7 protein-coding genes and 2 pseudogenes are annotated in these 23315 nt (G+C 69.2%); 5 read left to right on the forward strand and 4 right to left on the reverse strand.

All coding sequences use genetic code 11. The features are described from left to right. Position 1: 1 nt before the first annotated feature. Both BKA25_RS12530 and BKA25_RS12535 read right to left on the reverse strand, forming a co-directional pair. A complete protein-coding gene (locus BKA25_RS12530) occupies positions 2-1894 on the reverse strand; it encodes a DUF2075 domain-containing protein (protein ID WP_069849631.1) in 1893 nt (630 codons plus the stop codon). A gap of 246 nt (positions 1895-2140) precedes the next feature. Beyond that, complete coding sequence (locus BKA25_RS12535; RefSeq protein ID WP_069849629.1) at positions 2141-3616, reverse strand: hypothetical protein; 1476 nt, start codon at positions 3614-3616, stop codon at positions 2141-2143. Between the two features lie 176 nt (positions 3617-3792). Between BKA25_RS12535 and BKA25_RS12540 the strand changes: the two genes are divergently transcribed. Together BKA25_RS12540 and BKA25_RS12545 are read left to right on the forward strand one after the other, a co-directional pair. Beyond that, positions 3793-4371: a TetR/AcrR family transcriptional regulator gene (locus tag BKA25_RS12540; RefSeq protein WP_069849627.1), complete on the forward strand. Its 579-nt coding sequence runs from the start codon at positions 3793-3795 to the stop codon at positions 4369-4371. 297 nt (positions 4372-4668) lie between these two features. Next, complete coding sequence (locus tag BKA25_RS12545) at positions 4669-4821, forward strand: hypothetical protein (RefSeq protein WP_157421087.1); 153 nt, start codon at positions 4669-4671, stop codon at positions 4819-4821. Positions 4822-4909: 88 nt separating this feature from the next. Here the strand turns inward: BKA25_RS12545 and BKA25_RS12550 are convergent, their stop codons facing one another. Further along, complete coding sequence (locus BKA25_RS12550) at positions 4910-5773, reverse strand: 3-hydroxybutyryl-CoA dehydrogenase (RefSeq protein ID WP_069849625.1); 864 nt, start codon at positions 5771-5773, stop codon at positions 4910-4912. Positions 5774-5943: 170 nt separating this feature from the next. Next, positions 5944-7290, reverse strand: a complete 1347-nt coding sequence (gene ccrA, locus BKA25_RS12555; protein ID WP_069849623.1) for a crotonyl-CoA carboxylase/reductase — start codon at positions 7288-7290, stop codon at positions 5944-5946. Between the two features lie 682 nt (positions 7291-7972). Between ccrA and BKA25_RS12560 the strand changes: the two genes are divergently transcribed. The 3 genes and pseudogenes from BKA25_RS12560 to BKA25_RS28725 all read left to right on the forward strand — a co-directional run. Further along, positions 7973-19168 carry a type I polyketide synthase gene (locus BKA25_RS12560; RefSeq protein ID WP_084643029.1) on the forward strand — a complete coding sequence of 3732 codons (11196 nt, stop codon included), beginning with the start codon at positions 7973-7975 and terminating at the stop codon, positions 19166-19168. Then, a pseudogene (locus BKA25_RS28720) lies at positions 19165-21792 on the forward strand (type I polyketide synthase); the annotation flags it as partial. The gene BKA25_RS12560 and the pseudogene BKA25_RS28720, both read left to right, overlap by 4 nt. A gap of 165 nt (positions 21793-21957) precedes the next feature. Then, positions 21958-22740: pseudogene (locus tag BKA25_RS28725) on the forward strand (polyketide synthase dehydratase domain-containing protein); the annotation flags it as partial. Positions 22741-23315: the final 575 nt, after the last annotated feature.

Consider the following 23315-nt stretch of genomic DNA (forward strand, 5'->3'; position numbering starts at 1 on the left):
CTCAGCCGGTCACCTGTTCCAGGAACTCCTGGGTCTCGGGGTCGGGGGAGTAGACGCACACCCCGCGCATGCCTCGGGTGAGCAACACCTTGTAGGTGTTGCGGATGAGACCGGCGAAGTGGAGATCATCCGCTTTGCGGACGGCCGGGTCGTGCGAGCGATCACGGCGCGCGACCCAGCTTCCCTCCCTGCGGACGAAATCGGGGCCGATGACGACTCCCGCCCAGTCGTACTCGAAGCCCTGCGCGGTGTAGATGCAGCCGACCTGCCCGAAGCCGCGGTCGTCGGACGCCCAGAAATAGGACTCCGGGGCGTGCGGCACCCGTTTGTCGGGTTTCACGTTCCACGGACGCTTCCAGTCCTCGATGACGACGTCGTCGACGAGCCGCTGGCCGTCCTCGGTCTTGGTGGGATCGCTCCACGGCCAGCAGTAGCCTGCGGCGATGCGTGCCGTGCCGCCGAACTCGGCCTGCTTGGCCAGCAACCAGCTCTCCATCGCCTGTGGTGAGGCGGCGCTGGTGACGACGAAATCCTCGTCGCCCCCGGCGGCGAGCCGGGTCCAGTCGCTCGGGGCGGCCTGTTCGAGTCCGAGTAGCCGCGACACCCAGCGGTCGAACACGGCGGAGCCACCGCACCGGAACTGGCCGTCGAGGCGCACGATCTCGATGTCGTAGCCCTTGGCGGTGGTCGCAGCGGTGATCTCCGCCAGCGACCCCATCTCGCCGGGCCGCACGACCTGGTGCTCGTCGAGCAGGAACACCGGCACCCAGGCCACATCGATCAGTTCGTCGATCTGGCGGCCGGCCCGCGCCCGGGCCTCCTTCTTGGTGAAGCGGTTGACGCTGGTCTCACGGATGCGATGGGCCTCGTCGCAGATCAGGACCTCGAGTTCGCGCGGCTCCGACTCGACATAGTTGTTGAAGTACTTGAACAGCCCCTGGACGCGGGTGCTGCGGCTGCCCGCGATCTTGCGCAGGGTCCGGGTGAAGGCACTGGAGCCGGTGGCGTGATGGACGGTGTGTCCCTGCCGGGCCAGCGCACCGACGAGGCTCAGCGCGATGACGCTCTTCCCGGAACCCGGCCCACCGAGGACGATCACGACGGTGCGGGTGCTGGCGGCACGAGCCCGTCGCACGGCCTGCCGGACCGCCTCGAAGGCGACCTTCTGCTCGTCGAGCAGAACGAACTGCTCGCGGTCTCGGATCTCCTTCGCCGCCAGGTCCAACAGCGGTTTGGTCGGCGCATGGCGGAAATCGAGGAACTCGTCGGCGCCCTCACGCGCGGCATCGCGGTCGCCTGCGGGGTCGAGCAGGGAACGCAGGTGGTCGACGAGTGCACCTCGATCGTCGAGGGTGAAGAGCCGTCCGTACTCGTCCGCAGGGTAGTCGCGCAACGCGGAGACGCCGGAGTTCCGCGCGTTGTGCAGGTAGGCGATGCCGTGCACCGCCAAGGGACGCGCGGCCAGCGCGGGCGTGGAATCCACCAGGTACTGGCAGTAGCTTCGGACCTGCTCGACCGGATGCAGCACCGGATCCGTCCCATACGCGGCGATCCGCACCAGTTCGCCGAGCGCCGATTCGACGTGCGACCACTGTTTCAATTCGACGAGGACATAGCTGGGTTCGCCGGTTCTGGGATGCGTGCCGCACAGTACGACGTCGATCCGCCGAGGACTGTGCGGAAGGCGATGCTCTAACAGCACCTCGACGTGTCCGAGTCCGGCATCGGCGAGATCCGCGAGCAACACCGGAAGACTGCGTTGCCAGGATCGCACTTCGGCGACCCCCACTCGGGATTCGAACTGAAAACGAGCCTGTTCGCTCAGCAGCAGATGCAATCGATCTGATTTCGCGTCCGCGAGTAGCTCCGTCGCACTCCGACGAACCAACGCCACTTCCAACCCCCACTGGGCACGCGTGAACCACGCGCGGGTGGGGGCAACGACGAAGTGGCGACTTCGGTGCCCGTCGGGCCGCGATCTTGTCGAATCAGATTAGCGGGTTACGCGAAGCGGAAACGGTCAGGGCGGGCGACGCCCAGCATCGTGGAGGGAATGCGCCGTCGCCCGCCCGAGGTCGGCTCTTCGCCAGCCGTGAGCGACCGCGAAGGGGAGCGCCGACCTCGTCGCAGGCGTGGCTTCCTACTCGGCGGCCAGCGTCAGCACCGCGGTGGCATGCAGGCCGAGGACGAGCCGGGAGCCGTCCACCGGCCGCGAGGCGGGCGGGGCCGACCCCGTGTTGACGTCGACCCAGGACAGCGTTCCCCTGGCCTCACCCAGATCGAGCTCGACCTCGTCCTCCCACTTGTTGATGATCAGCAGCTTGCGTTCGCCCTGTGCGGTCCGGAAGCCCTGGACGAAGACGCGCAGGTCCGGGAAGCCCGGATACCCGCTGGTCGTCTCGACCTGGGTATCACCGGGACCGAAGTGGTCCAGCAGCAGCTTGGTGACCTGGTACCGGGCATTGGGCTCGCCGGTCTCCCAGTCGATCAACGAGACACCGGGGATCATGCTCGGATAGTCCATGAACTCCGCGATACCGACCAGATCGATACCCAACTGGACACAGCGGGCCCAGAGATAGGCGTGTACCGAGCCGCTCAGCGCCCAGTACGAGTCCGGGATCTGCGGGTTCGGGTTCATCACGTCGGCCGGATAGGTGCCGATCTCGTTCAGGAAGGTCTTCGTCTCCGGTGCCAACCGCCTGCGGATGGAATCGATGAACCGGACCTGGTCGATGAAGGATTCGGCCTGGGCGAAGAACAGGCTGCGCCAGATCGTCTCTTCCGCGTTGCCCTCGGGAGCGAAGGGATTGACGATCTCGGGCTGCGCATAGAAGTGATACGAGAAGGCGTCGAGCGGGGTGCCCGGGAGGTGGTTCTCCGAGTCGAGAAAGTGCCAGAAGTACTCCGGATTGTGGTGCACGTGGCTCAGCGACAGACCGATGAACCGCATCTCGGGATCCAAGGGCTGCAGGCGCTCGACGACGGCATCGTAGAGCCGGGTGTAGGTCTCGGGAGAGATCCGGGAGTTCAGATCGGGCTCGCAGAGCACCTCCCAGTAGGCGAACCGGTAGCTGTGGCCCGACTCGTGGCGAACCCCGAGCTCATCGGTGAATCCACCCGCGATGTACCAGCTTGCGACGCGGTAGAAGTAGTCCGCGACCTCGGCCAGCGTCTCGTCCCGGAACTCGCTGCCCTTCTCGTAATCCCAGTGGATCACATCCGGGTCGGTCGAGTACTCGGCCACGTCGGTGAACATCCAGGCGGGAATGGTCGCGAAGTTCGCCACGACCGGCCGTCCTTCGCTTGCCGCGACGAAGTCCTCGACGAAGGGGTCCAGGTTACTGAAATCCCACGAGGTGCTCGTCTCGGTCGGCGCATCGAGCTCGGGCACCGACAGGACGGGGTGCGAGAACCAGGGCAGGAAACGCGCGTAGTCCGCCCGAAGGTCGCGTAGCGCCCCGAAAACCCGATCGTGGATCGGCGATTCGCGGCGCAGGGGAGGGGCGGCCCAGAGGTGGGTGGTGAGGACGGTCTTCGACACCGTGACCGGCTTCTCCCAGTCCGCGTGGACCGGGGCGGCTGGCGGGGACTGCGTGGCGTTGTCGCCGTTCATGGCGGTACGTCCTTGTCGTCGTCGGCTGCGGATATGGGCGGAGACCGGCCGGGTCCGTGTTGCTGCAGCCGAAGAATACATGTGTCTTATACATGCGTACAACACGTCTGTATTAGACATAAGTGTCATACGTGCGTATAACACGCTTGTATGGCGACGCGGGCTACCATGCGGGCATGGGACAGCGAGACGACCTGTTGGCGGGCGCCCGGCAATGCCTGATCGACAAGGGCTACGCGCACACGACCGCCCGGGACATCGTTGCCGTGACCGGAGCCAACCTCGCCGCCATCGGCTACCACTTCGGAACGAAGGACGCGCTGCTCAACGCGGCGGTGCTCGAGGCATTCGAGGAGTGGGGCAGCTCCATCGAGAACGCCAGCACACTCACCCCGGCTGCCACGGCCGAGGCTCGACTGCGTGAGTTCCTGGACGGGCTACTGAGCGCGGCCGCGCAGCAGCATGCGTTGTTGGTGGCGAGCGTCCAGGCGTACGCGCTGGCCGAGTTCGCCCCCGAGGTCCGTGCGCAGTTGGCGGCGACCTACGCCAAGGCTCGCCGAGAGCTTGCCGCGATGGTCCTCGGGGTGCCGCCCGAGGACGTCACGCCGGGGCAGGCTGCCTCCACCGGTTCGCTGATCGTGGCCCTGATCAACGGTGCCGTCCTGCAGTGGCTGGTCGATCCGCACGATGCTCCCAAAGCGAGCGATCTGATGGACGCGATGCGCACTCTCAACCCCGAGGTGGATGCGGGCTGACGCCCGAGGCGGCCCACGGCTCCCTGTCGACGACCCCGGAACCTCGTTGTGGAGCCCGAAGTCGGGCTGAGCGCAGTTTAAAATCTCATAGATCGCTATGGTTTCAGTGCTGAGTAAAATTAATACCTGAACACCTAAACAACCAACAACGCCACGAAGAGGAGAGTCGGCCGTGGGACGAATGAGGCGAGTCTCATGCCTGGGCCCACTTCGATTCTCCGAGGGCTCCACCTGCGCTCACCTGCGGTTAACGCTTGCACCCGAGTGTCACCCAGCGCGCAATCCTTTGATCGCGGCTTGAGTGTGCCGCTGCGCACCTGGCTGTCGACCATCGTCATGGCGTACCTGCTCGACCGTGCGGGGATTCGGGGCCCGGCCGAGCAGGCGTTGCGGAAGCTGACCTACCGCGCCAAGCGGCGGGAGGAGAAGGAGACGGCCGCCTCGGCTTGATGCGAAGGTGGGCACCTCGGCGGCGGGTTGCGCCGAGGTGCCCAGCCGATTGCGTCGGTGCCGGATAACGGTCGCCGATGCTCGGGAATCAGGGGTACTCGTAGAAGCCGCGACCGCTCTTGCGGCCGAGTAGTCCGCCGTCGACCATCCTGGCCAGCAACGGCGGCGGAGCGTAGAGCGGTTCGCGGTACTCGGCGTAGAGCGCGTCGCCGACGGCGGCGACGATGTCGAGACCGATCAGGTCGATCAGGCGGAGCGGTCCCATCGGATGCGCGCAGCCCTGGGTCATGCCCCGGTCGACGTCTGCTGCGGTGGCGAAGCCGGATTCCACCATCCGCACGGCGGACAGCAGGTAGGGCACCAGGAGTGCGTTGACCACGAATCCGGACCGGTCCTGCGACTGCACGATCTCCTTGCCGAGCGCGGAGACGAAGTCACGGGCCGCTGCGGTGGTGGTGTCCGAGGTGAGCAGCGAGGGGACGAGCTCGACCAAGGGCAATACCGGTACGGGGTTGAAGAAGTGCACGCCGATCACTCGATGCGGACGTGCGGTGGCCTTCGCCAGGCGGATGATGGGGATCGCGGAGGTGGTCGAGGCGAGGACCGCGTCCTCGTCCTTGACGATCTCGTCGAGTGCGGCGAAGACGCCGTTCTTGCGTTCCTCGTCCTCGGGCACCGCCTCCAGCACGAACTGTCGGTCGGCGAGTCCAGCGAGATCGCTGCCGAAGGACACGCGGGCCACGGCGGCCTGTGCTTCGGCCTCGGTCAGCTTCTCCTTGGCGACCGCCTTGTCGAATGCTCGTTGCAAGTGGTCGCGGTCGCGGCTCACCGCAGCGGGGCCGGAGACGACGACGCGGACGTCGTGGCCGCGTAGGGCGCAGAGTTCGGCGAAACCGCGACCCATCAGGCCTGCGCCGACCACGCCCACACGGAGTTCTGTCACCTCGGTCATCGGACACCCCGCTGGGGATCGTAGGTATTGACCGACATTCATCCTCCGAACCCGGCGTGCAACATCGTCTCGCCGTCGGCGAGTGTGCTGGAGCCGTCTGCGTCGTCGAACGCGGCCGGTGCCGCTGGGGATCGAGTTACGTGGTCATGGAGACCGGCGGTCATGGCTCCTCACGCGACCGAGGCGGCGGTGAGGGCGAGGGGAGCTGGGGCTGCGGTGCCTGCTCGGGCCCGTGCTTCGGAATCGGTGATGCCGAGTCCGGGTTCCGGGGCGAGGCATAGGACGCCGACCTTGCCGATGTGTTCGTTGACCTGCACCTTGCGCGCGGCCTCGCCGACCTCGGTGAGGGGGTAGAGGTGGGAGAGCGCGGAGGAGATTCGGCCCTGGGTGACGAGTTTGTTGGCTTCCCACTGCTCGTGCAGGTTCGCCGCGTGGCTGCCGATCACTCGTTTGAGTTTCATCCAGAGGTAGCGGTTGTCGTATTCGTGGCGGTAGCCGCTGCTGGAGCCGCAGGTGACGATCGCGCCGCCTCGGCGGACGACGAAGAGTGAGACGCCGAAGGTGGCTCGGCCGGTGTGTTCGAAGACGATGTGTGGGTCTTCGCCGACTTCGCGGCGGATGATGCGGCCGAGGCGTTTGCCGACTTCCAGTACGCGGGCGGGATCGTCGGCGATGGTGTTGTCCAGGCCGATCTCGCGGCGGTCGACGACCACCTCGCAGCCGAGTTTGCGGATGGCTTCGGCTTTGGCGTCGGAGCTGACCACGCCGACGGGGATTCCGCCGCCGTTGCGGACGAATTGGATGGCGTAGGTGCCGAGTCCGCCTGCCGCGCCCCAGATCAGCACGACGTTGCCCTGTTTCATGCGCGCGCCGTGTTCGCCGACCAGCATGCGGTAGGCGGTGCCCATGCAGAGCGGGTTGCTGGCGGCTTCCTCCCAGCTGAGCTGGGCGGGTTTGGGGACGAGTTGGCTGGCGCGCACCACGCTGTAGTGCGCGAGGCCGCCGAAGTTGGTCTCGAAGCCCCAGGCGAGTTGTTCGGCGCCCAGCATCGCGTCGTCGTGGGAGGCCGATTCCTGTTCGTCGACATAGGCGGGGTTCACCACGACGTGGTCGCCGATCTTCCAGCGGCGTACTCCGCTGCCGACGCGGACGATCACGCCTGCGGCGTCGGAGCCGATCACCTGGTAGGGCAGGTCGTGGCGTGCGGTCCACCCGCCTGCGCGGGCGAAACGCTTGAGGAATTGGAAGGTGGGGATCGGCTCGAACATCGCCGACCAGACGGTGTTGTAGTTGATGGCGCTGGCCATCACGGCGACCAAGACCTCGTCGGGGGCGAGTTCCGGCATCGGGACCTCGCCGACCCGCAGCGATTTGCGGACGTCCTTGTCGGCGACGTCGGTGAACATCTCGGTATCCTCGGCGCGCAGATGAGCGGCGACGTAGCTCGCAGGCGTGTTGAGTGCGGCCAGTTCCTCGGCGGGAGCACCCGCGATGACAGCTTCCGACAGTGGATCCATCGAACCGCCTTTCTGCTGGTCGTCCCGGGGCGCCGGGGAAACGCAGTCGAGCTAACCGGTGTGTCCCCCCTTGTCGATACCCCTGCGTCAATCGCGGATACCACGGTCTGGTTATGGCACGGAGTGGCGGAATTCGATGAGCATCGCGGTGTCGATAGTCCGATCTGGACCGCTCTGATGGACGGTTTCGGAGTGGTGGTCGCAGCCTCGGATCGGTGGTGTTCGGCGTGCTGTCAGCCCTGTGTACTGCGGTTTCATGGGGAGGTTCTGGTTCTCGGTGGCGGTATCTCGGTGTGGCGGGGAAGGTTGCGGTGCGGTCGGTGGTGTTTGGAATGGCAGTATTGACGGGTCGTGATATCGCGGCTATCGCGTTGGCCGGGATTTGTCGATCAGTCGATTCCGATGGGTTCGTGGCGGCTATGTGTGTCGGTTTCTGCGGCGGTCTGAATTCGCGGTGAACTGTGTCGGGGCGCGGCTTGTCCCGCGTCGTGGGCCGGGATGCCGTTGCGGGTTGGGCGATATGCCTTAGGGGGTGGGCTGGACCGCTTCAGGGGGTCGGCAGGCCGGCGGGGCTGCTTAGCATTCCGGCTGACGCTCGCCGAGTGTGCCGTGCGACGCCTGGTCCTCGCCGGACACGAGCGGGGGACCGGTTTTCGCCAGCGACCGCCGCGAGGTATCCAGGGTGACGAACGAAGCACAGCTTGTCGACTTCCTGCGAAAGATGACGGCCGATCTGCGCCAGGCGCATCGTCGCGTTCGTCAGCTCGAGGAAGCCAGGTCCGAGCCGATCGCGATCGTCGGCATGGCGTGCCGATATCCCGGTGGGGTGACCTCTCCCGACGAGCTGTGGGAGGTGGTGGCGTCCGGTCGGGACGCGGTCTCGTCGATGCCTTCGGACCGTGGTTGGGATGTGGCGGGGCTGTTCGACCCGGATCCCGATCGGAGTGGTCGGTCGTATGTGTGCGAGGGGGCGTTCCTTCGCGATCCGGGTGGTTTCGATGCCGACTTCTTCGGTATGTCGCCGCGTGAGGCGTTGGCCACCGATCCGCAGCAGCGGTTGCTGTTGGAGGTGAGCTGGGAGGCGGTGGAGAGCGCGGGTATTCCGGCGCCGTCGCTGCGTGGCAGTCGTACCGGGGTGTTCGCCGGGATCATGAATCACGATTACGCGAGTGACTACGACAATCTGCCGCCCGAGGTCGAGGGCTATCTGAGTACCGGGATGGCCGCGAGTGTGGGTTCGGGGCGGGTCTCCTACACGCTGGGTCTGGAGGGGCCTGCGGTCACGGTGGACACGGCGTGCTCCTCGTCGCTGGTCGGTCTGCATCTTGCGGCGCAGTCGTTGCGGTCGGGTGAGTGCGATCTGGCGTTGGCGGGTGGGGTGACCGTGATGGCCACGCCGACGACGTTCGTGGAGTTGTCGCGCCAGCGTGGGCTCGCCACGAACGGTCGGTGCAAGTCCTTCGCCGACGCCGCCGACGGCACCGGGTGGGGCGAGGGCGTCGGGGTGCTCGTGTTGGAGCGGCTGTCCGATGCGCGGCGCAATGGCAGGCGGATTCTGGCCGTGGTGGCGGGTTCGGCGGTCAACCAGGACGGGGCGTCGAATGGTCTGACCGCGCCGAATGGTCCTTCGCAACAGCGGGTGATCCGGGCGGCGTTGGACGGTGCGGGGTTGGTGGCCGCCGATGTGGACGTGGTGGAGGCGCACGGTACGGGCACGCGGTTGGGTGATCCGATCGAGGCGCAGGCGTTGTTGGCGACCTATGGGCAGGAGCGGCAGCAGCCGTTGTTGTTGGGGTCGGTCAAGTCGAATATCGGGCATACCCAGGCGGCGGCGGGCGTGGCCGGGATCATCAAGATGGTGCTGGCGATTCGGCATGGTCGGGTGCCTGCGACGTTGCATGTGGACGCGCCGAGTACCCAGGTCGATTGGTCGGCGGGTGCCGTGGAGTTGGCGACCTCGGGGCGTGATTGGCCTTCGGTGGATCGGCCTCGGCGGGCCGGTGTGTCGTCGTTCGGGATCAGTGGGACGAATGCGCATGTGATCATCGAGGCGCCGCCCGTGGAAGAGCCGACGGCCCCGGTGGTCTCGGATTCGCCGGTGTTGATCACGGCGTCGGCATCGAGTGCTGCCGGGTTGGCGGCGCAGGTCGCGAGCATGGACGGGTGGTTGGCGGCCAATCCCTCGGTGGCGGCTGCGGATGTGGCGTGGACGGCGGCGACCGGGCGGACCGGGTTGACGCATCGGGCGTACCGGATGGGGTTCGACGGGCCCTGGGAGTCGGGCGTCTCACCGGGAGAGGGCGGTATCGGTCTGCTTTTCACCGGTCAGGGTTCGCAGCATGCGGATATGGGTTCGCATCCCTTGGTGGCCGAGGAGTATGCGCGGGTGCGGGCGATGTTCGACCCGGTGGTGTTCGAGGGTGATCCGGATTCGACCGGGGTGGCTCAGCCTGCCGTGTTCGCCTTGCAGGTCGCGCTCTGGAAATTGTGGCAGTCCTGGGGGTTGCGTCCCGATCGGTTGATCGGTCACTCGGTGGGCGAGTTGGCTGCGGCCGTGGTGGCCGGGGTGTGGTCGTTGGAGGACGCCTGTCGGGTGGTGGCTGCGCGGGCGCGGTTGATGCAGGCCTTGCCTTCGGGTGGGGCGATGCTGGCGGTGGATCGGTCGGTGACCGAGGTGTCGGGTGGGATCTCCGTTGCGGCGGTGAACGGTCCCACTTCGACGGTGTTGTCGGGGCCGTCGGGGGAGATCGAGGCGTTGGCCGTCGAGCTGCGTGCGGCGGGCGCGCGGGTGAAGCGGTTGACGGTGTCGCATGCGTTCCACTCGGTGTTGATGGAGCCGATGCTGGCGGAGTTCGCCGAGGTGTTGGCGGGTGTGGAGTTCTCGGCGCCGCAGATCCCGATCGTCGGCACCAGCGGGGCGGGTGGGGATGTCGCCACGGCCCGGTACTGGGTGGATCAGGTGCGGGCCACGGTGTGTTTCGCCGCCGCGGTGCGCACGGCGGTCGCGGAGGGTGTCGACACGTTCTTGGAGCTCGGGCCCGATGCGGTGTTGACGCCGATGGTCTTGGAGACCGTGCCCGAGGTCACGGCCGTGGCTGCTCAGCGTAAGGATCGGGATCAGCAGCTCGGTGATGCGCTGGGGCGGATGTGGCAGCGTGGTTTCGACCCGGATTGGGCTGCGGTCCTGCCTCGGGGCGCGCATGTCGAGCTTCCGACGTATGCCTTCCAGCATCGGACCTATTGGTTGAAGTCGGGGCCTCGGTTGCCGTCTGCTCTCGATGTTGCGGAGCACCCGTTGTTGACGGGCAGGCTGATGGTGGCGGCGGGGGAGACGACGGTTCTCACCGGGTATCTCGGGCAGGCGGCGCAGCCGTGGTTGGCGGAGCATCACGTGGCGGGTACGCCGATTCTGCCGGGTGCGGCGGTGGTGGAGTTGGCGTTGCACGCCGCTGCGCTGTTGGGGCACGAATCGGTGCTCGATCTGACGTTGCAGGCGCCGCTTCCCACGGCGTCCGGGGTGCAGTTGCAGGTGAGTGTCGGTGCGCAGCAGGCCATCACGGTGCATGCCAGGGCTGAGGATGCGGATCCGGAGGATCCGTGGGTGTTGGTGGCGGCCGGGACGCTGGGTGCTGGTGACGCTGCGGCGTCCGCGTTTGCGCTCGGCCCGCCGGAGGGGGCCGAACCGGTCGAGGTGACCGAGTTCTATGCGGATCTGGCGGATGCCGGTCTGTCGTATGGTCCGGCGTTTCAGGGCGTGCGGTCGGCGTGGCGGCTCGGTGCGGTGGTGCACGCCGAGGTGGTGCCGGGGGATTCGGTTGCCGAGCAGGCGGGCGCTTTCGGGTTGCATCCGGCGTTGTTCGATGCGGCGCTGCATGCGTTTGCGCTGGTCGGTGGTGCGTCGGCGACGCCGAGGGTGCCGTTCGAGTTTCGGGGTGTGCGTCTGTTGCGTCCCGGGGCCGAGGCGTTGCGGGTGACGGTGACGGCGACCGGTGTTGATTCGATGAGCTTGATGGCCACCGATGTCGACGGTGTGCCGGTGTTGGTGGTCGATTCGCTCACGGTCCGGCCGATCGCTGCCGTGCCCGGCGGGGAGTCGCCGCTGGTTCCGGTGTGGCGGCCGATTCCGTTGCCTGCGGCGGTGGCCGGCACGGCGGGGTTCGTGGTGGTGGAAGCGGAGTGGGATCGGGCGGGTCCGGATCCGGTGGCGGCGCATCGGGCCGCCGAGGCGGCGCTGCGGTGTTGTCAGGATTGGTTGGCCGATTCGGGTGATGCCGATCGGACGTTGGTGGTTCTCACGCGCGGGTCGGTGGCGTTGTCGGGGGAGACGCCGGATCCGGTCGCGGCGGTGTTCCGGGCGTTGGTGGTGGCGGCGGGGACCGAGCATCCGGGTCGGTTCGTGGTGGTGGATGTCGGGGTGGCCGATGCGGTGCCCGCCGATTCGCTGGTGGCGGCCGTCGTGGGCGTCGAGGAACCGGTGGTGGTGCTGCGCGGCGGTGTGGCGCATGTGTTGCGGCTGGAAACGGGTGCGATGGAGCGGGCCGTTGTTGGGCCGATCGATCCGGCGGGGACGGTGTTGATCACCGGTGGTACCGGTGCGCTGGGGCGGATGGTGGCTCGGCATCTGATCGAGCGGCATGGGGTGCGCAATCTGGTGCTGACCAATCGCAGTGGTCGGGGCGGTGACGCGTTCGCCGATGTCGATGCCGAGGTCACCGTGGTCGCCTGTGCGGTGGACGATCCGGCGGCGGTGCGGTCGTTGGTGGCGGGTATCCCGAGGCTCACGGCGGTGTTCCACCTGGCGGGTGTGGTGGACGACGGGTTGGTGACGGATCTGGACGTCGACCGGTTGCGTCGGGTGCTGGGGCCCAAGGTGGACGGTGCCTGGAACCTGCACGAGGCCACCCGGGATCTCGAGTTGAGCCATTTCGTGTTGTTCTCCAGTGCTTCGGGTCTGCTGGGCGGTGCGGCGCAGGGCAACTACGCGGCGGCCAACGCCTACCTCGACGCGCTGGCCGGGGTTCGGCGGGCGGCCGGGCTTGCCGGGCAGTCGTTGGCGTGGGGTTTGTGGGAGACCGATCGCGGTATGGCGGGGTCGGTGCAGGCCTCAGCGGCGGGCAGGTTGGCGCGCACGGGAATCCAGGCTTTGGAGGCGCGTCGGGGACTGGAGCTGTTGGATTCGGGTCTGCGGACGGGCGAGGTGTTGCTGGCGCCCATCGGGTGGGAGCGGGCCGCGTTGCGGCGGGTGCCGGTGGCCGACCGTCCGACCGCGCTGCGGGAGCTGGCGCCCGCGCCGGTCGCGGTGCGGCGGGCGGCGGGCAGGGGACGTTCGGGGTTCGGGGATCGACTCGCCGGTCTGACCGGGCCCGAGGCGGCGAGGGCGGTGCGTGATCTGGTCCGCGAGGTGACCGCGGGTGTGTTGGGGCACGACGGTCCCGATGCGGTGGACGATCGGCGGCCGTTCACCGATCTGGGGTTCGATTCGCTGGCCGCCATCGAATTGCGTAATCGGCTCGGCACGGCGACGGGGGTGCGGCTGCCTGCCACGGCGATCTTCGACCATCCGACGCCCTCGGCTCTGGCGGAGCACCTGCACCGTTGTTGGTCGGGATCGGCGACCCCGGTGGCCGAGGCTTCGACGCCGAACGTCGTGTCCACGGCGGATCCGATCGTGGTGGTGGGCATGGCCTGCCGCTATCCGGGTGGGGTGCACAGCCCCGAGCAGTTGTGGGACCTGGTTCGCGATGGGGTGGATGCGATCTCGGAGATGCCCTCGGATCGGGGTTGGGACGTCGAGGCCCTGTACGACCCCGAGCCGGGGTTGCCGGGCCACAGTTACACGCGCCATGGCGGGTTCCTGCACGATGCGGGCGAGTTCGATGCCGAGTTCTTCGGGATCTCGCCTCGGGAGGCCGTGGCGATGGATCCGCAGCAGCGATTGTTGCTGCACACGGCGTGGGAGGCGTTCGAGCGGGCTGGGATCGCGGCGGAGTCGGTGCGTGGCAGCCGCACCGGGGTGTTCACGGGTGTGATGTACAACGACTACGGCTCGTGGCCCACCGGTATCGAGTCGGAGACGGGTGGCCATAGCGGTCTGGGTACGGCGGCGAGTGTGTTGTCGGGTCGGGTGGCCTACGCCTTGGGGTTGGAGGGGCCCGCGATCAGTGTCGACACGGCGTGTTCGTCGTCGTTGGTGTCGTTGCATCTGGCCGCGCAGGCGTTGCGCAACGGGGAGTGCGATCTGGCGTTGGCCGGTGGTGTGACGGTGATGTCGACGCCGGGCACGTTCGTGGAGTTCAGCAGGCAGCGTGGTCTGTCGGTCGACGGGCGGTGCAAGTCCTATGGGGCGGGCGCGGATGGCACGGGGTGGAGCGAGGGCGTGGGCCTGTTGCTCGTGGAGCGCCTGTCGGATGCGCGTCGGCTGGGTCACCCGGTGTTGGCGGTGGTCAGTGGTTCGGCCGTGAATTCCGATGGTGCGTCGAACGGGTTGACGGCGCCGAATGGTCCGGCGCAGCAGCGGGTCATCCGGGCGGCGTTGGCGGCTGCGGGTCTGGTGCCCGGGGATGTGGCGGTGGTCGAGGGACATGGCACCGGTACGACCCTGGGTGATCCGATCGAGGTGCAGGCGTTGTTGGCGACCTACGGGCAGGACCGGGAGGTTCCTGCGTGGTTGGGTTCGGTGAAGTCGAATCTGGGGCATACACAGGCGGCGGCGGGTGTGGCAGGCGTGATCAAGATGATCATGTCGATGCGGCATGGTGTGCTGCCCAGGACACTGCATGCAGGCGAGCCCTCGACGATGATCGACTGGTCTGCGGGTGCGGTGCGGTTGCTTGCCGAGGAGCAGGCGTGGCCTGCGGGGCCTCGGCGGGCGGCGGTGTCGTCGTTCGGGGTGTCCGGTACGAACGCCCACGTCATCATCGAGGCCCCGCAGGATGCGCCGAAGCAGGCCGGGCCCGCTGCGGATGACGGTCCGGTGGCGTTGGTGCTGTCCGGGCAGTCGCCGGAGGCGTTGCGTGCCAACGCGGTCCGGTTGGCCGAGCATCTGGTCGCGCGGCCGGATCAGCGGGCCGTGGACGTCGCGTTCACCCTGGGGGTCTGCCGGACGGCGGGTCGGATGCGTGTCGCGGTGCCTGCCGGTGCGGTGACGGCGGCGGGGCTGGTCGCCTCGGCCTCGGATGACGGGTCGGTGGTGGAGGCCCGCGAGGTGCGGACGGCGTTCCTCTTCACCGGGCAGGGCGCCCAGCGGGTGTCGATGGGCCTGCGGTTGGATGCGGCGTTCCCGATGTATGCCCGGGCCTTCGACGAGGTGTGTGCGGTGCTGGACCCGCTGTTGGGTCGGCCGTTGCGCGAGGTGCTCGAGGATGCGGAGGCGTTGGACACCACCGAGTACGCCCAACCTGCGTTGTTCGCGGTGGAGGTGGCGTTGGTGGCGTTGTTGGCTTCCTGGGGGGTGCGTCCCGATGTGGTGGCCGGGCATTCCATCGGGGAGTTGGCCGCCGCGCACGCCGCCGGGGTGTTTTCACTGGCGGATGCGTGCACGCTGGTCGCGGCGCGGGGCAGTCTCATGCAGCAGTGCCCGGCCGGGGGTGCGATGGTGTCGGTCACCGCTTCGGAGTCCGAGGTGCGGCCCTTGGTGGACGGTGTCGACGGGGTGGCGGTCGCGGCCGTCAACGGCGAGCGGGCCGTGGTGCTCTCGGGTGATGCCGAGGCGGTCGGGGTGGTGGCGGAGAAGCTCGCCGCCGCAGGTCATCGCACGCGGCGGTTGAACGTGTCGCACGCTTTCCACTCCGCGCACATGGATGCGATGTTGGAGCCCTTCGCGGCGGTCGCCGCCGGTGTCGAGGCCGGGGAACCGGTGTTGCCGTTGGTCTCGGGTGTGCTGGGGCGGACGCAGGACGCGGCCGGGTGGAGCGATCCGGACTACTGGGTGCGGCAGGTGCGCGATCCGGTGAGGTTCGTCGACGTGCATGCGGCGCTGGTGGCCGACGGCGTGGATGTGTGTGTCGAGATCGGGCCGGATGCGGCGCTCACGGCGATGGCGCCGCCCGACGGGGCGCATCTGGCGTTGTTGCGTCGCGATCAGGACGAGGCCGCGACGTTGTTGACCGGGATCGCTCGGGCTGCGGCGCACGGTGTGCCGGTCGATTGGGCGGCGGTGTATTCCGAGCGGGCACCCCGGCGGGTGGAGTTGCCCACCTATGCGTTCCAGACGGCCCGGTATTGGCTGCCGCGTGCCGTGGCCGATCCGGTGCGTGCGGTGTCGGGGCAGGGTGGCGTGCACCCGTTGCTGGGGGCGAGCGTGGTGTTGGCCGAGGGCGGCGGCGTGGTGTCGAGCGGGGTGTTGTCCGAGGCGGTGGAGCCGTGGCTGGCCGAACACGTCGTGGCCGGGACGGTGTTGCTGCCGGGTTCGGCGTTGGTGGAGATGACGATCCAGGCGGGCGATCGCATCGGTTGCGGGCGACTGGACGAATTGGTGTTGCACGCGCCGCTGCCGCTGGATGGGGCGGTGGACGTGCAGGTGCGGGTGTCCGAGGACGACGAGGACGGCCGCAGGCGGGTGTCGGTGCACTCGGCTCGACCCGAGGGGACGTGGGTGGCGCATGCCTCCGGTGTCCTGGCCGAGGAGGACGGGGCCGAGATCGCCGAGTTGTCGGTGTGGCCGCCGGTCGGCGCCTCGGCGTTGGATGTCGGTTCGCTCTATGCGGATCTGGCGGCCGCCGGGTACGGGTACGGCGACACCTTCCGGGGTGTTCGGGCGGCCTGGCGGGCAGGGGAGGAGTTGTACGCCGAGATCGCGTTGCGAGAGGAGGATCGGGCATCGGCGGGGCGGTACGGCATCCACCCCGCGTTGCTCGACGCCGCGCTGCACATGTTGTCGGCGGCGGGGACCGGGAACGAGTTGCAGCTTCCCTTCGCCTGGACCGGGGTGCGGCTCGTGGCGTCCGGGGCGACCGCGGCCCGGGTGCGGTTGTCCCCGGTGGACGGCGGTTGGCACATCGTGGTGGCCGATGGAACGGGTGCGCCGGTGGCGACGGTGGAGCGGTTGGTGCTGCGCGCGGCCGAGCCGGTCGCGCAGGCGGCGCACCGGGACGACGGCCTGTTCCGCGTCGACTGGAGTACCCCGGCCACGGTGGGAGAGGTCCGTGGTGTGCGGCTGATCGGACCGGACCCGTTCGGGGTGGGCGAGGTTGTCGATGCGGGGCCGGGCCCGAGCGTGCTGTGCGTCGCGGGAACGGGTTGGGCCGATCCCGCCGAGGCACACCGGGTCGCCGAGGAGACCCTCGATCGGGTTCGCCAACGGTTGGCCGCCGACGAGGACGTCGTGGTCGTGACCCGCCGGGCCATCGCCGCCGGTGAGGGCGAGGACGTGGTCGATCTGTCGGCCTCGGTGGTGTGGGGGTTGCTGCGCTCCATGCAGAACGAGAATCCCGGGCGGCTGGTGTTGGTGGATATCGACGACGATCCCGCTTCGGTGCGGGTGGTGCCCGCGCTGGCGGGCGGCGCCGCCGGGCAGGTCGCGGTGCGACACGGTAGGGCGACCGTGCCGAGGTTGGCGGCGGTGTCCTCCGAAGGCGACATGCTGCGGCCGCCGGATCGGGGGCCGTGGCGGTTGGACAGCACCGGCGGCGGCACGTTGGACGCGTTGGCGTTGGTGGCCGCCCCCGAGGCGCAGCGGCCGCTGGCCGCGCACGAGGTGCGGGTCGAGGTGGTCGCGGCGGGCGTGAACTTCCGCGATGTCGTGGTGGCCCTGGGCTTGGTGCAGGGTCTGGCCGGGATCGGCGGTGAGATGGCGGGGATCGTCGTCGAGACGGGCGCCGAGGTCGCCGACCTGGCGGTGGGCGACCGGGTGATGGGTTTGTGCCCGGATTCGTTGGGTCCGCTGGCGATCACCCATCACCGGTGGTTGAGCCGGATGCCGAGGGGTTGGTCGTTCACTCGGGCGGCCGGGGTGCCGTTGACCTTCCTCACAGCCTATTACGGCCTTGTCGATCTGGGTGGGCTGCGTTCGGGGCAGAAGGTGTTGGTGCACGCCGCCGCCGGTGGTGTCGGCATGGCCGCGGTGCAATTGGTGCGGCATTTCGGCGGTGAGGTCTTCGCGACCGCCAGCCCCGGCAAGCATTCGACCTTGGCGTCGATGGGGTTGGCGCCGGAGCGGATCGCGAACTCGCGCACCCTCGACTTCGAAGCGGAATTCCTGGCGGCCACGGGCGGGTCTGGGCTGGACCTGGTGTTGGACTGTCTGGCGGGGGATTTCGTGGATGCCTCGCTGCGGCTGCTGCCCGGCGGTGGCCGATTCCTGGAGATGGGCAAGACCGACATCCGTGTGCCCTCGGAGGTCGCCGCCGACCATCCGGGAGTGCGGTATGCGGCGTACGACATCCAGGACGCCCGTCCCGAGCGGATCGGGGAGATGCTGGACACGCTGGTGGGGTTGTTCGAGTCGGGTGCTCTGACCGCGCAGCCGATCACGACCTACGACGTGCGGCGGGGCCGGGAGGCGTTCCGGGCGTTGAGTCAGGCCGCGCTCGTCGGCAAGGCGGTGCTGCAGATGCCCCGAGCACTGGATCCGGTGGGCACCGTGCTCATCACGGGCGGCACGGGTGGGCTCGGCGCGGCACTGGCCCGGCATCTCGCCGCGACCCGCCCGGCCGGTCATCTGCTGTTGGTCGGTCGCGGTGGACCGGACGCGGCCGGGGTCGCCGAGTTGGTGGCGGAGTTGGGTTGTCGGGTGACGGTCGCGGCCTGCGATGTGGCCGTTGCCGGGCAGTTGTCGGCTCTGCTGGCGCGGATCCCGGTGGAACACCCGCTGACGGCGGTGGTGCATGCGGCGGGTGTCCTCGATGACGCGGTGAGTTCGGCGTTGACCGCCGAGCAGCTGCACACGGTGTTGCGGCCCAAGGTGGATGGGGCGTGGCGTTTGCATGAGGCGACCGCCACGTCGGATCTCGCGGCGTTCGTGGTGTTCTCCAGTGCTGCGGGCATTCTCGGTGGGGCCGGGCAGGCGAACTACGCGGCAGGCAACACCTATCTGGATGCGTTGGCCCACCATCGGCGATCGTTGGGTTTGGCTGCGCAGTCGTTGGCGTGGGGTGCGTGGGTCGGGACGGCGGGTATGACGGCCGAGTTGTCGGAAGCCGATCGACAACGCATGGATCGGACGGGTTTCGGTGCTCTCACCGTCGCCGACGGTCTGGCCCGTTTCGACGCGGCCACCGCATCGGCACACACCCTGCTTGCGCCGATCGCGGTGAATGCGGCCCGGATCGGGCAGGCCGACGACGTGCCGGAGCTACTGCGTAACCTCGCCACCCGGCCGGGGTCGCGCCGCCGCGCCTCGGCCGGTGAGGAAGCGGGTGCGGTAGGCGGGTTGCGCGACCGGTTGGCCCGGCTGCCGGTGGCCGAGCAGCACGAGGTGTTGATCGAGGTGGTGCGTTCGGGGGCGGCCCGGGTGCTCGGGCATGCCTCGACGGCGTCGGTGCCCGCGCAACGGCCCTTCACCGATCTGGGTTTCGATTCGCTCACCGCGGTCGAGTTGCGCAACCACCTCGGTGCGCGGACCGGTTTGCGGTTGCCGACGACGTTGCTGTTCGACCATCCGACGCCGGTCGAGCTCGCCGCCCAGTTACGCGAGGAGTTGGCGCCTGCCGAGGTCTCGCGGGTCGACGAGGGCCTGCGGGTGGTGGCCGAACTCGAGGAAGCCCTGGGGTTGGTGCCCGCCGACGCCGCCGATCGGCATCGGCTCACCCACCGGTTGCGCGAGCTGATGGACCGGTGGGCGGGCGACGGCGGCGGCGAGGACCTGGACGAGGCGAGCAACGAGGATCTCTTCGCCCTGGTCGATCAGGGTTACGCGGCGCACGGAGGAGCTGAGGGCTGATGGCCGAGGACGACAAGCTTCGCGACTATCTTCGCCGGGCCGTCACCGACGCGAAGCGTTTCCAGGAGCAGCTCACCGAGACCCGCCGTCGGGCGGCGGAGCCGATCGCGATCGTCGGGATGGCGTGTCGGTTTCCCGGAGGGGTCCGCGATCCCGAGGACCTGTGGCGGTTGGTTCGCGACGGCGTCGACGGGGTGGGCGCATTCCCGGCCGACCGTAGCTGGGAGGCGTCGACGCTGTATGGGGCGACCGACGGTGACCGGGCCACCCCGCTCGACGGTGGGTTCATCGACGGGCCGGGGGACTTCGACGCCGAGTTCTTCGGTATCTCACCTCGGGAGGCCATGGCCTCCGATCCGCAGCAACGCCTGCTGTTGGAACTGTCCTGGGAGTCCCTGGAACGCGCGGGCATCGACCCCACCCTGTTGCGGGGTAGCCGCACCGGGGTCTTCTTCGGCGGCACCTCTCAGGAGTTCGCCGGTCTGCTGGCGGCCTCGGAGCACGCCGAGGACGGCCATCTGCTCACCGGGACCTCGGCCAGTGTGTTGTCCGGTCGGGTCGCCTACGTCCTGGGGTTGGAGGGGCCCGCGCTGACCGTGGACACGGCCTGCTCCTCGTCGTTGGTCGGTATCCACCTCGCCGTGCAGTCGCTGCGTCGGGACGAGTCGACGCTGGCGTTGGCCGGTGGTGTGACGGTGATGGCCACCCCGGGTGCTTACAGCGAGTTCTCCCGGCAGGGCGGTCTGGCCAGGGACGGTCGGTGCAAGGCGTTCGCCGATGCGGCCGACGGCACGGGTTGGGGAGAGGGTGCCGGCGTCGTCGTGTTGGAACGGCTGTCGGAGGCCCAGGCCAACGGCCACCCGGTATTGGCGGTGCTCGTGGGCTCCGGCGTGAACCAGGACGGCGCCTCCAATGGGCTGACCGCGCCGAACGGGTCGGCGCAGCGGCGGCTCATCCGCCAGGTGCTGGCCGAGAGCGAGTTGGCGGGCTCGGAGGTGGCGGTGGTCGAGGGGCACGGCACCGGCACCACGTTGGGTGATCCGATCGAGGCGCGCGCCCTGCTGGCGACCTATGGCCGGGACCGGGCGACACCGTTGCTGTTGGGGTCGATCAAATCGAATATCGGCCACACGCAGTACGCCGCTGGGGTGGCCGGGGTCATCAAGATGGTGCAGGCGTTGCGCTACGGCCTGGTGCCCCAGACTCTGCACGTCGAGGCGCCCAGCTCTCATGTGGACTGGAGTGGCGGTGCGATCGCGCTGGCCACCTCGACGCAGCCGTGGCCGGCGATCGAAGGGCCTCGGCGGGCGGCGGTGTCGTCGTTCGGGGTGAGCGGCACCAACGCGCACGCCGTTCTTCAACAGGCACCGCCCATCGAGGAGGCCGCGTCGCCGGAACCCGACCGGCCGATTCCCGTGGCACTGTCTGCGCGGAGCACGGCCGCGTTGCGGGAGCAGGCCGCCAGGCTGCTGGCCCACCTGGACGCGGACCCGGATCTGAGCGTGACGGATCTGGCCTACTCGCTCGTCGAGCATCGGGCCGCGTTCGAGGAGCGGGCGGTGCTGATCTGCGCCGACCGTGCCGAGTTGCGCAGTGGACTCGACACGCTCGCAGGCGAGGGCGCCGCCGCGCTGGTGGTGCGAGGACGTGCCCGTGGGGGTCGTCCGGTCTTCGTCTTCGGCGGTCAGGGCTCGCAGTGGGCGGGCATGGGCGCGGAGTTGGCGTCCCGTTCGCCGGTGTTCGCCGAGGCACTCGCGGAGTGTGCTCGGGCGCTGGACCCGTTGGTGGACTGGTCGTTGACCGAGGTGCTGGGCCGCCCGGCGGGTGATCCGATGCTGGAACGCGTCGACGTGGTGCAACCGGCGTTGTGGGCCGTGATGGTGTCGTTGGCCGCGTTGTGGCGTTCCCACGGCGTCGAACCGGCCGCGGTGGTCGGGCACTCCCAGGGCGAGGTGGCCGCGGCGTGTGTCGCGGGTGCGCTGTCGCTGGCCGACGGGGCGCTGATCGTCGCGGTGCGGTCCCGGTTGGTCGCCGCGCAGCTCTCCGGTAAGGGCGCGATGATCGCGGTGCCCGTGGCCGGTGACGACCTCGAGGAACTGTTGACGCCCTGGGCTGGACGGCTGGGGGTCGCCGGGCGCAACAGTGCGCTGTCCTCGGTGGTCTCCGGCGACGCCGACGCGGCCGAGGAGTTCCTACGCCACTGCGCCGACCGGGAGATCCGGGCCCGCCGTATCGCCGTGGACTACGCCTCGCACTCCGGTCATGTGGAGGTGCTCGCCGGCGCGCTGTCCCGGGAGTTGGCCGCGGTGAAGCCCCGGGAGAGTGAGGTGGCGTTCTATTCCACCGTCACCGGGGGGCGGATCGCCACGACGTCGTTGGACGCCGACTACTGGTACCGCAATCTTCGGGAACCGGTGCGTTTCGGGCAGGCCTCGGCCGCGTTGCTCGCCGACGGGCACCGCGCGTTCGTGGAGGTCTCGCCGCATCCGGTGCTCGCCATGGCGCTCTGGGAGAACGCCGACGCCGCCGAGGATCCGGCGGTGGCACGGGAACTGGTCACGATCGGCACGTTGCGCCGCGACGAGGGCGGACAGGAACGGATGCTGCGGTCGTTGTCCGAGGCGTACGTGGCGGGGTTGCCGGTGCGGCTGGTCGAACTGGTCGGCGGCGGGCATCGGGTCGCGTTGCCGACCTATGCGTTCCAGCGACGCCGATACTGGTTGGAACCGCCCCGGCACACCGGTGATCCGAGGACGGTGGGGCTCGAACCCGCCGGGCACCCGTTGCTGGGTGCGGTGGTGGACCTCGCCGACGGCGGGGTGCTGGCCACCGGGCGGATCTCGGCGGGTACCCGGCCGTGGCTGGGCGAGCATGTCGTGTTCGGCCAGGTCGTGGTGCCCGCGACCGCGTTGCTGGACCTGGCGGGGTGGCTGGGACGTCACACCGGCGCCGAGGAGGTCCGCGAGTTGACGCTGCGGGCCCCGCTGACACTTCCCGACGGGGCGACGGTCCGGCTGCAGGTCACGGCGGGTGCGGTGGACGAGGTGGGTGAGCGGGCGGTGTCGATCTCCTCACAGGTGGACGACGATCTCGACCGGCCGTGGATTCGCCACGCCGAGGGGTTCCTCCGGTCGACGTCGCATCCGCTGGACTCCACCGTCGGCCCGTGGCCGCCGGCAGCGGCCGAACCGGTGGTGATCGAGGGTTTCTACGAGCGCATCGACGCCGCAGGCGCGACTTACGGTCCGGCGTTCCGAGGGCTGCGCCGGGTGTGGCGGGCCGGAGATGTGTTCACCGAGGTCGAGCTGTCCTCGTCGGACACCACCGGGCATCTGATCCACCCGGCGTTGCTGGACGCAGCGTTGCAGGGCATCGCTGTGACCGGCGGCGACGGGCAGGGCATCGCGATGCCGTTCTCGTTCACCGGCGTCCGTTTCGGCACCGCCCCCGGGCAGGCGATGCGGGTCCGGCTGGGCATGAACGACGGCGGATCGGTGTCGGTGTCGGCGACCGACGCGGTGGGTGTCCCGGTGTTCGAGGTGGCGTCGTTGGTGGTTCGGCCGGTCTCGGCGCAGGCTCTCGCCGCAGGCGGCACCTCGGAGCTGCTCTTCGAGACGACGTGGATGCCGGTGGGTCTCGCGGGGGCCGAGGAGTCCTTCGTCGTGGCGCCGGACTTCGGCGAGGACGTGGCGGCGGCCGAGGAATGGGCGTCGCACGTGCTGTCCGCGCGGGAGCCGGACACTCGGCTCGTGGTGGTCACCCGAGGCGCGGCGACGGTCGAATCGCACGACCGGATCGACCCGGTACAGAGCCACCTCGCCGGGCTGCTGCGCTCCGCCGGGGTGGTGCTCGTCGACCGCGACGCCGCCGAGGTCGACAGTGTGCCCGCGACCGGCGACGAGACCGAGGTGGCGTTGCGATCGGGACGTGCCCACGTTCGAAGGCTGCGCCGGGCCACGGCGGCCGCGGGCGACGCGGCGTCGGCTTTCGGACCGGAGGGGACCGTGGTGGTCCTCGGCGCCCCACCGCAGATCGTCACGGCCGTGACCGAGGCCTTGGGCGATAAGCGGGTTCAAGGTGCGGACGACGTGGCGCCCCACGGGCCCGCAGGCGTCGTCTGTTGGGCCGCCGACCCGGACGGCATCCG

The sequence above is a fragment of the Actinoalloteichus hymeniacidonis genome, from assembly GCF_014203365.1.
GTDB lineage: Bacteria > Actinomycetota > Actinomycetes > Mycobacteriales > Pseudonocardiaceae > Actinoalloteichus_A > Actinoalloteichus_A hymeniacidonis.

Excerpts from the sequence above, each read along its gene's own strand:
- BKA25_RS12535 (WP_069849629.1), bottom strand. The coding sequence starts at position 3,616 with ATGAACGGCGACAACGCCACGCAGTCCCCGCCAGCCGCCCCGGTCCAC.
- BKA25_RS12540 (WP_069849627.1), top strand. The coding sequence starts at position 3,793 with ATGGGACAGCGAGACGACCTGTTGGCGGGCGCCCGGCAATGCCTGATC.
- BKA25_RS12550 (WP_069849625.1), bottom strand. The coding sequence starts at position 5,773 with ATGACCGAGGTGACAGAACTCCGTGTGGGCGTGGTCGGCGCAGGCCTG.
- ccrA (WP_069849623.1), bottom strand. The coding sequence starts at position 7,290 with ATGGATCCACTGTCGGAAGCTGTCATCGCGGGTGCTCCCGCCGAGGAA.